The organism is Paenibacillus sp. GCM10027629 (assembly GCF_042676425.1).
Classification (GTDB): domain Bacteria; phylum Bacillota; class Bacilli; order Paenibacillales; family Paenibacillaceae; genus Paenibacillus_K; species Paenibacillus_K terrigena.
The window spans coordinates 40,031-52,051 of the sequence record NZ_JBHTGZ010000021.1 but is presented as its reverse complement, the minus strand read 5'-3'; the positions used below and the strand labels follow the sequence as shown (position 1 = coordinate 52,051).

Here is a 12,021-nt window from a genome sequence, read left to right as displayed (position 1 = left end):
GATGTTCTTTTTATCACATATAAGCCTGGAACAATCACTTCCAAGCATTCCGCATGAAACTGTATCTATTTTAATGCTGTTGAGAGCATAAATAAACCCCTTATCCAAAATACTTCTTCACAAAATTTTAATATGCGAAACGCAGCAAAAAAGAGCACCTTCAAGGCGCTCTCTCGGTGATTGCTATTCATGTTGGGCGTTACAAGTGATTGAGCAAGGCTCATTCGCACGAAACTCAGAAGGGGTAAGCCCTGTTTTTTTCCGAAAGATTTGGGAGAAATGCCGGACATCCGGGTAACCCACCCGCTCAGCAACCTCACTCACCTTCAGCTCCGACTCCTGCAGCATGGCCATCGCACGATCCAGCCGGATATCGGTAACATACGTTTTGAAACCTTTTCCCGTCTTTTGTTTGAACAGTTGGCTGAAATAGACCGGGTTTAAATAGATAACCGATGCCACCTTCTCCAGTGACAGCTCCGATGCATAGTGCGCATGAATATATTGGAGCGCTACATTTACTGCATGCTCGCCGCCCGTCGTATAATGATCATATACCTGCGATGCAGAGTTCTTAACCATTTGCTGAACTTGCTTAGGGACACCTTCTACATCAGAAATCCGCCCCGAGTAGAGAACTTGAAAAGGGATCTTCAAATACCGTTTCAGATGGCTCCGCAATTGCTCAATTAACGGGTTAAGTCCTTCTTCCTGATTCAACGTCACGAGGCCTAACAGGCTTTTCGTATCCATATTGGCGACAAACCCTTTACCCACCGTATCAATCAATTCCGTGAGTACGTTCTCAACGATGAAATGCTCCAGCTTCCTATTCGAGTCGCTCTCCAGCCGTACCATAACCAAATGGAAATGCGGATAATTGCCCGTAATCGGAGCCAAATCGATCCCGCCCAAATCTAGACCAGCTGCCCAACGAGTGAGCAACCCTTCCCTCCAAAATCGCAAGTTCCGCTTCAATAGCTGGGTTTCCTTCGTTCTCTTATTTTCATGCGAAATTTCTTCCGTTAACTCTTGGATCTTGCTTACCAAGATCTCTTTACCAATCGGCTTTAGTAAGTAATCCTTGGCTCCAAGCCGAATGGCTTCTTGGGCATACGCAAATTCAGAATAGGCGGAAATTACCACCCATTTGATGTGAGCATGGCGTTTGCGAGAGATCTCCATCAACTCGAGGCCTGTCATCCCTGGCATCAGAACATCGGTAAGGACCAGCATGATCGGAATATTCGTTAACAAGTCGACAGCTTCTTCAGGGTTGGCTGCTTGAAAGACGCGGTGCTCCGGAAAATTCTTATGAATCGTACGTTCGATCCCTTCTCGAATGATAAGCTCATCGTCCACAACTAGAATATTCATGCATCCAGTTCCTCCTTCTCAGGAATTGGGAACGAGACAATCACCGTCGTTCCTACGTTTCGGACACTTTCTACACGGATGCCATATAGATCGCCATACATTAAACGGATGCGACGATGCACATTCAGAAGTCCAATACCGCGCCGCGCATTTGTCTCTTCTGGAGCTAGCTCAAGTATCGGTGTGCCTGCAAGAAGCCGAGACAACTGGGATAACGCTTCCTCATCGATCCCTAGCCCATTATCTTGAACCACGATTTCCAGCCGATCTTCCGTTTGCCTGGAGTAGACTTTCAATATACCTTGTCGGCTTAGCGGCTCGAGTCCATACTTTACAGCGTTCTCCACAATGGGCTGTAGGATCATCTTCGGTACCTCGGCATCGAGCCAGCGTTCCTCGACTTCAATCACCGTCTGCACGCGTCCTCCGACCCTCGTCTCAATGATCGTCAAATAATGCTGTAGTTGATCCAGCTCCGTTCGAAGCTTGACGCGGGAAGCTTCTTCCCAATCACTGCTGTAACGAAAAATTTGAGATAACGCTAGAATGACCTTACCGAGTCTGTCATTCTCTCGCTCATCCAGCATCCAATAAATCATATCAAGCGTATTGAACAAAAAGTGGGGGTTCACTTGGGATTGTAACGCTTGAAGCTGCGCATTCTTCTCACTAATCGAAGCGAGCTTGATCCGCTCAATCAGCTCATCCATTTGATAGACCATGCGGTTGAACGAACCAACGAGCACATTCAGCTCATCGTACGAATCGACATGCACTTTCCCATTGAAATTCCCTAGCTCCACCTGCTTCATCTGCTGAATCAGACGTTTGAAGGGAGAAGAGAAAGATCGGGATACGAATGTGGCTACAATCGTGGCTACCAGGACAAGCACAATGATGACGGTGAGCAGGAATTGCTGTGTTTCTTTGACTTCTAATTTCAGTTCGCGATCAGGCGTGACGCCAATGACCGTCCAATGGGCCATATTAATCCGCGCCGCGGTAACTAACGCTTGATTCCATTCGCGAACAGCGACTGTATTCGGTTTGATATCCCCCGGCCAGTCCGGCGGAATAATATTCATATCCTCCTTCACAGCATTCGAACGAATAATTTCTTTGCCGTCAGCCCCTCGTATCATCACGCTGCTCCCGGGTGCAAGACTCGCATTGGAGAGTGCAGATAAGATGGCACTGGCGTCAGCTTCAATCAACACAAGCCCAATGGGCTTCAAGCTGCTCAAATCGAACAATTGACGACCAAAGGCAAAAACAGGTCGGTCGATATCGCTGCTCATCAGGGATTGCGGATATACGCCAAGCCATTTCATCTCGCCAGTCGACTGTTTGAGCTCGGAATACCAAGGCTGCCCCACGTATCCCATCGTTTCTGTTCGGATCGAACGATCAAAGCTGAAAACGGTCCCCTGATCCGTGATCACATGTATACCTACAATATCATTACGTGAATAGAACACGACCCCAAGAATATCGGTAATGCGATGCTCCATATTCACCGCAGCCACTGACGCAGCCGTCGGTTGGGCATGAAGCAATCTCATTAATTCATTGTTACTGTTCAGCGATTTGGTTACACCGTCATAGCCTTTGAGCATGAGGTCGAACAGCCCTGCGGTCTGTGATATATTTTTCTCAGCAACGACGCTAACTTTATCCCTGATCTGCTCCGTCGCCCGCTGGTAATAGACCAGACTTACAATGAGCAGCAGACCAAGCATGCTAAACAGGAAAATCATGAACAAGCGGCCATGGATCGAATTGTAACTTTTCATAGCTACATCTTACCCTTTTACTGCGCCAGCGACCATACCTTTGGTGATCTTCTCCGCAAGTAAGAAATAGATAACAATGACCGGCAATGCGCCGAGTACAAGGAATGCCCCGATCGCTCCATAATTCACGGAGTACTGGCTAACGAAGCTATATACGCCGAAGGGAAGCGTCTTTAGCTTTTCCGAAGAAATGAAAGTCGCTGCCAAGATATACTCATTCCAAATGTTAATAAAGGTTAGGATACATACGGTCATGATCGGTGGAATGGATACCGGTAAGATCATACTGCGGAATATCCGAAATACCCCCGCACCATCCATAATGGCTGATTCTTCAATCTCATGGGGAATTGTCTTCATGAAACCGCTCAGAATAAAGACAGCGATTGGCGTCTGAAATGCAATATACGGCAAGATCAGGGATAAATGCGTATTCAGAATCCCCACGTTCTTAAAGATGACCATCAGAGGGAGCAGTGTCCCCTGCATCGGGATCATCATCCCCAGCAAGAAGACCAACATAACCGCCTGGCCATATTTCCAACGAAACCGCGTAATCGCAAATGCCACTAAGGAAGAGAGAAAAATAACGCCTACCATCGTAATCGAAGTCACCAATAAACTGTTCGATAGATAGCTCCAATACTTGCCGCCAGCTACCGCATTGGTGTAGTTCTCCCATTGCCATATCGCTGGGAAGGCAAAGAAGCTGCCGGATAAGATTTCTTCATTCGTCTTAAGTGAATAAATGAGCAACCATAGCAATGGATACAGCTGCGTAACAAGGAGAATGCCGAACAAGATAAATACAATCGTTTTTTTGATCGAGTAGCCACGAAGCCGCTTAGCAATAACGGGTTTCACAGCCGGAGTGATTACGGATTGGCTCATCGGGAGCACCTCCTTCTTACGAGTATCGTTTGTCTAATCGGTTGAACAGGAAGTTGATGATCACGGTTGCAAGCATGCAGACGAACACCAAGAATGTTGCAATGGCACTACCGTACCCGTATTTCATCGACAAGAAGGACATATTGTACATATGGCTGGAAATGACATCGGTGGCATGTGCCGGTCCACCGCCCGTCATGACCATAATCAGATCGAAGGATTGTAGCGAGCCGATGAACGCTAGGACGACAGAAATTTTGAATATCGGAACAATCATAGGTAGTGTAATATATCGATCGGCCTTGAAGCCATCGGCGCCATCGATTTTGGCAGCTTCGTAAATATCAGCCGGAATGTTCTGAATGCCAGTAAACTGAATCAAAATGTGATAGCCGAGGTACTGCCACAAGCTGACCAAGATGACAGCGAATATCGCAACCTTCGGTTCAGTTAGCCAAGAGTGAGTCCACGAATCAAGACCCAGCCCAATAAGAATTTGATTGATCATCCCCCCCATAGACGCTGGGTTATAGATCGTCTTCCACAGCTGACCGATCACAACGACCGACAGAATGACGGGTAGAAAATAGCTGGATACGAGAAAATTAGGTCTACGAACATAACGACTGATCAAAATCGCGACGAACAAAGCAATAGGTACCTGTACAAGCATGGAAAAGCCAGCTAATAGGAACGTTCTGCCTAAGGCCGGCCAGAAAACAGAATCGTTCGTGAACATTTTGGTATAGTTGGCGAATCCAATAAACTTCGAAGCGCCTATCCCGTTCCAATCGAGCATACCGCTGTAGATGGACACGAGAATCGGAATAAATACGAGACAAACATATAGGAGCAAACACGGTAGCACAAATGCTGCAATGACCCATCCAGATACTTTTAATACGTTCAAGGCTTCCGCCTCCTTCAGTCCCTCTCATCGACAACGAAAGGGGGCGTAAGACGTCCCCTTCCATATACCATCGACGGATTCATTTCATTATTTATTCTCTTCGTAAGCCGTTTGATGTTCCTTCGCAACTTCCGAAGCATCTTTCTTTGCTACGAATAGGTTCTGAATGCTGGATAAGTGAGCTTGCGCTGTACCTGGGTTCATCGTGTTATCGAATGCTAAGTCTCCGCCTTTGACCTCTTTGAACAAATTCAATACATCCATCGCCATATCGGAGTATCCGGCTGCTTTAAAGTCGCCATCCACCGTCTGAGCAATCCCTACCGCACCTTTTGCTGCAAATGTTTCTTTCGGATAATTCAACATGAAGTAGTTCAAGAAATCCAAAGTTTCTTTCAAATGCTTGCTGTCCTTGGATACGGCGAATGCGCTGCCTGGCGCCAACATGAACTCATCCGGATTACCCTTGCCGTTCACGGTAGGGAATTTGAATACGCCGACGTTGTTGTCTTTGCCGGCTTCGGAGGTCTCGATTCCGCCCGTTGCCCAGCTTCCCATGAAGTACATGGCTGCTTTGCCTGTCTTGAACAGGTTCTCGCCCGCATTATAATCGAAGGAGGTAACGCCATCTTGGAAGGCTCCTGCTTGAATAAGAGACTCAAATGCATCTACAGCTTCCTTGAAGGCAGGATCTTCGAACGTTTTCTTCCCGCCTACCACGTCTTTCAAGAAGCCCGGTCCACCATTCGTACGGAGCAAGACGTTCATGAATAAGAAGGAGCCGGTCCAGGAGTCTTTCTCGCCGATCGCCATTGGCGTAATGCCTTTTGCTTTGAGCTGTTTCACGACGTCGACCATTTCCTCGAATGTGGTCGGTACTTTCACGCCAGCTTTTTCGAACAGCGACTTGTTATAGTAGACGACGGCGATGTTATTGCCATCCGGCAGCGCGTATACATTACCGTTGAACGTATAGTAATCCAAGATGCCCTTCTGGAACGTATCCTTCAATCCGTTCTGCCCGATCATGTCATTGAGCGGAGCGAACAGGTCAGCATCAATGAACGGCTGCATTTGCGCAGCAGGGTTCACGATTGTAATATCCGGAACTTCTTTGGACGCTGCTTGTGTTTTGAGCTTCAACTTCTGCTGGTCCGTATTGAGCGAATCCAGCTCGATCGTAATGTTCGGATGATCTTTTTGATATTGATCCACGATTTTATGAAGCATTTTGTTTTTAGGATCCGTTGTATCCGGATAAATATTTTGGAAGGTAATCGTGATTTTCTCATTGCTGTTACTATTACCGTTATCTGTTGTCGTTGTTGTTGATGAATTATCTGCTGGTTTTGTTGTTGTATCGCTGGTATTGCTGCTGCCGGAACCACATGCCGCTAGGCTTAACGCGAGTACCCCAGCCATAACCGATCCGAGCATTCGTGATCTTTTTGTCATATCCTAATCCCCCTTCAGGTTTATGCCCTCATTATCCAAGATTAAGCAACCGCTTACAATGCAGTTATTTAGGGAGTCATGTTTGTTTTTTCAAGGTACATGCCAACGTGGGATATTTCCCATATTAAAAGAGAAAGAACCCTTGATTTACAAGGGCTCTTGGCGTGTTCGATATCATAAGTCTAATAAGTGCTACTTCACTTCTAACATGCGCTCCAACGATGACCGGGCTTTGTCTGCAATGTGAGGAGGAACGTAGATTTGTGGCTGCATCGTCTCCAAGCATTTCACGAGCTTCTTCAAATTGTTCACTTTCATATTCGGACATACGAGGAACTTCGAAGCAAAATGGAACTGCTTGTTCGGGCTATCCAGGCGAAGCTGATATCCAGTACCGTCTTCCGTTCCTACAATAAACTCCTGGCAGTCGGATTTGCGGCAATATTCTAGAATGGCTGTCGTACTACCGATAAAATCGCCCATCTCGACAACTTCGGGACGGCATTCCGGATGCACAACGAACTGCGCGTTTGGATATTTCGCCTTCATCTCTACGACATCTTTCAGCGTAAGCATGTCATGCGTATTGCAATATCCTTCCCAGATAATCATCTTCTTGTCTGTGAATTGTTGAACATAGTGGCCCAAATTTTTGTCTGGAACCCAAATAATCTCTTCAGAATCAACCGATTGAATCACCTTTACTGCATTCGCAGAAGTACAGCAAATATCTGTCTCGGCTTTAATTTCCGCAGATGAATTGATATACGTGACCACGGTCGCATTCGGGTGCTCGGCTTTGAGCTTGCGCAGTCCATCGACATTGACCATATCCGCCATCGGGCAACCTGCACGCTCATCTGGGATAATAACCGTCTTATTCGGAGCTAGAATCTTCGCGCTCTCACCCATAAAATGAACACCACAGAACACAATGACTTCAGCATCCGTCTCTGCTGCTTTCTGTGCGAGCAGGAATGAATCTCCTCGGAAATCCGCAACCTCTTGGATTTCGTCCCGTTGATAATAGTGCGCAAGAATGATTGCATTACGTTCCTTCTTTAATTGCATTAGCCGTTCTCGCAACTCGCGATTCTGCTCTGCCTTATGCTGCAATGCCAAAGCTTCCACTAGACCCACCCCTTTAGTATTTCGTACATCCACGCTTAACGCGTTATGACCCTCGAATCAGTTACCATTTAATTTACACACCCTTGCGTTGCATGTCAATCTGTCAAAACCGTAAAATCACCCTACAACGTGGTGCTTTGGTTTCGAAGTGATTCAGATCCTTTGCGGAGGTCCCCGAAAAAATCAAAAAAACCGGAACAATAAAGGCTATTGTCCGGTTTTTTGATACATTACTCTTTTTTATCCGTGTCTTCGTTATCGTTATGCACATCCGTGCTTGGTGATTCTTCTTTCACTTCTTCATCGACCTTGTCTGAAGCAAATTTATTCGATTGATCGGATTCGGATTGCGATTGAATATTCACTTTCACTGCATTTGCAGCATCCGTGGATTCAACCGTTTGGCTAGTCTCAGTAGATGCTGAATTCCCATCTGCTTCAACTGTCATACCATCTAACGAACCTGTATCGATCAATTGCTTAATTTGTTCAAGCTCCAACGTCTCTTTCTCAAGCAATGTCTTCGCAATGATATGAACCTCACGCGAGTGCTTCTTAAGAAGCTCCTGCGCTTTCTCATAACAACTACGAATAATCGTCTGCATTTCTTGATCGATCTCATAAGCGATCGAATCACTGTAATTCTGCTCATGACCGAAGTCACGACCCAAGAATACTTGGCCCTGCGAATTACCGAACTGCATTGGTCCGAGACGATCACTCATCCCGTATTCCATAATCATGCTGCGAGCAATACTTGTCGCTTGCTTGAAGTCACTGTATGCGCCAGTACCGATCTCACCAATGAAGATCTCCTCCGCCACGCGTCCACCAAGCAATCCTGTAATCTTGTCAAGAAGCTCTTGCTTCGTAACAAGCAGGCGATCTTCTTTCGGAAGCATAATGACGTATCCGCCAGCGCGTCCACGAGGAACAATCGTTACTTTGTGTACGGTGTCGGCATGCTCCAAGAAGTAACCGATGATCGTATGACCTGCTTCGTGGTAAGCCACGATACGTTTCTCGCGGTCACTGATCACGCGGCTGCGCTTCTCTGTACCTACGATAACGCGATCAATCGCTTCATCCACTTCTTGCATCGAGATATCTTTACGATTCTTACGGGCTGCGAGCAACGCCGCTTCATTCAATAAGTTCTCGAGATCTGCACCGGTAAATCCGGTTGTACGCTTCGCGATAACATCCATCTTCACGTCTTTGGCAAGCGGCTTATTCTTCGCATGTACTTTCAATACCGCTTCGCGGCCTTTGACATCTGGACGGTCAACTGTAATCTGACGGTCAAAACGTCCTGGGCGAAGAAGAGCCGGATCAAGAATATCTGGACGGTTCGTCGCAGCGACGATAATAATACCTTCATTCGCACCAAAGCCGTCCATTTCAACGAGCAATTGGTTGAGCGTCTGTTCGCGCTCGTCATGTCCGCCGCCGAGTCCGGCACCACGTTGACGACCTACAGCATCAATCTCATCGATGAAGATAATACATGGTGCATTCTTCTTCGCGTTCTCGAACAAGTCACGAACACGGGATGCACCAACCCCGACGAACATCTCAACGAAGTCCGAACCGGAGATGCTGAAGAACGGTACGCCTGCTTCACCAGCAACGGCGCGAGCAAGCAATGTTTTACCTGTTCCCGGAGGACCGTTAAGCAGGACCCCTTTCGGGATACGAGCACCGACAGCTGCGAATTTGCGAGGGTCCTTCAAGAACTCAACAACCTCAACAAGCTCTTGTTTCTCTTCGTCAGCACCAGCCACATCTTCGAACGTAACTTTCTTCTTCTCTTCATTATATAGGCGAGCACGGCTCTTGCCGAAGTTCATAACCTTACCGCCGCCGCCCTGCGCTTGATTGAACAAGAAGAAGAATAGGACGAACATAATAACGAACGGAATAATCGAAGTCAGGAACGTGAGCCAAATGCTCTCGCCTTCCATCGGTTTAACTTTAAGTGAAAATCCATTGGACTTACTTGCGTCCATCACTTCTTTATAAGCAGTAGGGTCGTCAGGCATGACAGAGTAGAAACTATCCGTCTTGGCGCCATCAGGTACTTTAATAAACTTACCTGTCACCAAGTTGGCTCTGCCTTGATATTGGACCGAGATATCCGCTACGTTCTTAGCCTCTAACGCTTCGCGAAGTTGGCTATATTGTATTTCTACAGCAGATTCGTTGCGATTGCCTATAAATTGAACAAGACCCACCACGACCAAAAATAGAATCAAATAAAAACCCGAATTACGGATGAACCGGTTCATCCCCAACCTCCTCTCAAGACACTTTAATTATTTTACCATAGCATGTCTTACCACCACAATAGAACGAGGTAAGCATCGATTGCAGCTGTTAGTTCGAGTAGACCTCTGGTTTCAAGATCCCAATGTAGGGGAGGTTACGGTATTTCTCAGCATAATCGAGACCATATCCGACGACGAATGCATCGGGTAGTTCAAATCCTTTATAATCCGCTTCGAGGTCGACTGTACGACGAACCGGTTTATCAAAGAGCGCAACGACACGTGTCGAGTTCGCATTGCGTCGCTCCAGAACATCAATTAGGTAGCTGAGTGTTAAGCCGCTGTCGATAATATCTTCGACAATGATCACGTCGCGACCTTCCACAGGTACATCTAAATCTTTCAAAATTTTAACAACGCCGGATGATTTGGTGGCTTTCCCATAACTGGATACAGCCATAAAATCAAGCTCGAGCGGAATTGTCATGTTCTTCACTAGATCGGACATAAAAATAAATGCACCCTTCAGCACACAAATCACAAGTGGATTTCTCCCATCGTAATCGCGGCTTAGTACTTCCCCTAATTCTTTAATTCTCGTCTGAATTTGTTCCTCGCTGTACAATACTTCTTGAATGTCGTTAAACAATGATGGCCCCTCCTAATGTATACTATGAAAGCTTCTTGCCTTCCATTACATTTCAAAGCTGATGTTGCTACCCTTCATAACTGCAGAGCTCCAACCGAACAAGTCGCGTCGTCTGCTCTTCAACCGGCGCATGTGCTGAACGGCGAACGCCGGGTATCCACAGAATTTGACCTGTGCAGTCCGTTATAACAGGCCAAGCGTCACGAAGCACTGGTGCAATCTTCTCATCAATGAAAATATCTTGTACTTTTTTGGACCCATTTAATCCAAGGATTCGCATTCGATCACCTGGACGACGATTCCGCACGATTAGCGGAAAGTGTACGCAGTCCGCATCAAAAAAGGCAATACATCGATGCTTCGGCCTCACTTCGCTTAAAACCGAATCGTAGCTGATTTCATTCCAGCGCAACAGCCCTGAATGATCAGAAATCCACTGTTCCCCGTGCCCCCGTTCTATTCGATATTCATACGCTACGGGTCCTTGCGAATCAAGCCTATGTATAAAATCGATCTGATCGTAGGACCGAACGCACTGGATTCGCTCCGAAATATCGAGCATCCACGTCGTAGGCTGCGTTTGAAGAATCCCCAGCCTGATCGCTTCAATCTTCTCATAATCGAAGGAATCGGATTCTGTATCCGTTTTTTGTGCAAGATAACTTAATATTAGTTTAATAAATCTTCGTTGTAAAGCAACATGTGTATTGGTTAAATCAGCGCGGGCAAGCTGATATCCGCCCTTCGTACGCTTCAGAATCGCGGTCAATTGCTCTGACGCTTCCTGTTCCAAATAATCACTATCTGCACGAAGTAAGTCTGCGGTTCGGTTCAATGCCTTCACAATCTGCTCATTATATTGCCCCAAAAATGGCATCACATCCAACCGAATCTGATTCCTGACATATTTGCGGGAGTTATTACTCTCGTCAGTTACATATTGTAAGCCACTTTCTTCACAAAAGTCCATTAAATCTGTTTTGTATATACGTAGAAAAGGGCGAATAAGTTCCACATTTTTTTCCGTTCTTGAAATAGCCATCCCCGCAAGACCCGCTGCCCCTGAACCACGAATCAGTCGCATCATCACCGTCTCGGCTTGGTCATCTGCATGATGCGCCAGTGCGATATGCGATGCACCATACTTGGCCGCTGTCGCATGCAGGAAAGCATATCGCTGCTCACGTGCTGCCGCCTGGCTATTCATCCCTGTACGCTCTATATATTCGGGAATTTCCAAATGCGCAACTTCACAAGGGAGCTCGAGGTCTGAAGCGATGCGCTTAACAATCTCAGCTTCAGCAACAGACTCCTGCCGGAATCCGTGATTCGCATGAGCGACAATCAATTGAAGATGATGCCGCTCGGGAGCCGCCAGCATATGAAGAACATGCAGAAGCGCAACCGAGTCCGGTCCTCCCGAGACAGCTACAACGATCGTGCTCCCCGGAGTCCATAGCTGGTGCTCCCTTACCACTTGCTCGACTTGCCCCGCAAGGGCGTATATCTTCGTCATTCGCATCGATTCATGCCGCCCCTCTCTCTATA

The 12,021-nt window shown here is 46.8% G+C and carries 9 protein-coding genes; all 9 read right to left on the bottom strand.

The features are described from left to right. Nucleotides 1-183: 183 nt before the first annotated feature. The 9 genes from ACFQZR_RS27975 to tilS all read right to left on the bottom strand — a co-directional run bounded on the left by ACFQZR_RS27975 (nt 184) and on the right by tilS (nt 11,989). Nucleotides 184-1,377: a response regulator transcription factor gene (locus ACFQZR_RS27975; RefSeq protein ID WP_379351582.1), complete on the bottom strand. Its 1,194-nt coding sequence runs from the start codon at nt 1,375-1,377 to the stop codon at nt 184-186. Beyond that, nucleotides 1,374-3,170 (bottom strand): sensor histidine kinase, encoded by a 1,797-nt coding sequence (locus tag ACFQZR_RS27970; protein ID WP_379351581.1) that lies wholly within the window; start codon nt 3,168-3,170, stop codon nt 1,374-1,376. The genes ACFQZR_RS27975 and ACFQZR_RS27970 overlap by 4 nt, the downstream gene beginning before the upstream one ends. Before the next feature lie 9 nt (nt 3,171-3,179). Continuing rightward, nucleotides 3,180-4,061 (bottom strand): carbohydrate ABC transporter permease, encoded by an 882-nt coding sequence (locus ACFQZR_RS27965; protein ID WP_018759461.1) that lies wholly within the window; start codon nt 4,059-4,061, stop codon nt 3,180-3,182. A 16-nt stretch (nt 4,062-4,077) separates the two neighbouring features. Beyond that, nucleotides 4,078-4,971, bottom strand: a complete 894-nt coding sequence (locus tag ACFQZR_RS27960) for a carbohydrate ABC transporter permease (RefSeq protein WP_379351580.1) — start codon at nt 4,969-4,971, stop codon at nt 4,078-4,080. An 87-nt stretch (nt 4,972-5,058) separates the two neighbouring features. Next, nucleotides 5,059-6,426 carry an extracellular solute-binding protein gene (locus ACFQZR_RS27955; protein ID WP_379351579.1) on the bottom strand — a complete coding sequence of 456 codons (1,368 nt, stop codon included), beginning with the start codon at nt 6,424-6,426 and terminating at the stop codon, nt 5,059-5,061. A gap of 192 nt (nt 6,427-6,618) precedes the next feature. Further along, nucleotides 6,619-7,557 carry a quinolinate synthase NadA gene (gene nadA, locus ACFQZR_RS27950; protein ID WP_379351578.1) on the bottom strand — a complete coding sequence of 313 codons (939 nt, stop codon included), beginning with the start codon at nt 7,555-7,557 and terminating at the stop codon, nt 6,619-6,621. A gap of 230 nt (nt 7,558-7,787) precedes the next feature. Further along, nucleotides 7,788-9,845 carry an ATP-dependent zinc metalloprotease FtsH gene (ftsH, locus tag ACFQZR_RS27945; protein WP_379351577.1) on the bottom strand — a complete coding sequence of 686 codons (2,058 nt, stop codon included), beginning with the start codon at nt 9,843-9,845 and terminating at the stop codon, nt 7,788-7,790. 88 nt (nt 9,846-9,933) lie between these two features. Continuing rightward, nucleotides 9,934-10,473 (bottom strand): hypoxanthine phosphoribosyltransferase, encoded by a 540-nt coding sequence (hpt, locus tag ACFQZR_RS27940; protein WP_018759466.1) that lies wholly within the window; start codon nt 10,471-10,473, stop codon nt 9,934-9,936. 67 nt (nt 10,474-10,540) lie between these two features. Beyond that, nucleotides 10,541-11,989: a tRNA lysidine(34) synthetase TilS gene (gene tilS / locus ACFQZR_RS27935; RefSeq protein WP_379351576.1), complete on the bottom strand. Its 1,449-nt coding sequence runs from the start codon at nt 11,987-11,989 to the stop codon at nt 10,541-10,543. Nucleotides 11,990-12,021 lie beyond the last annotated feature (32 nt).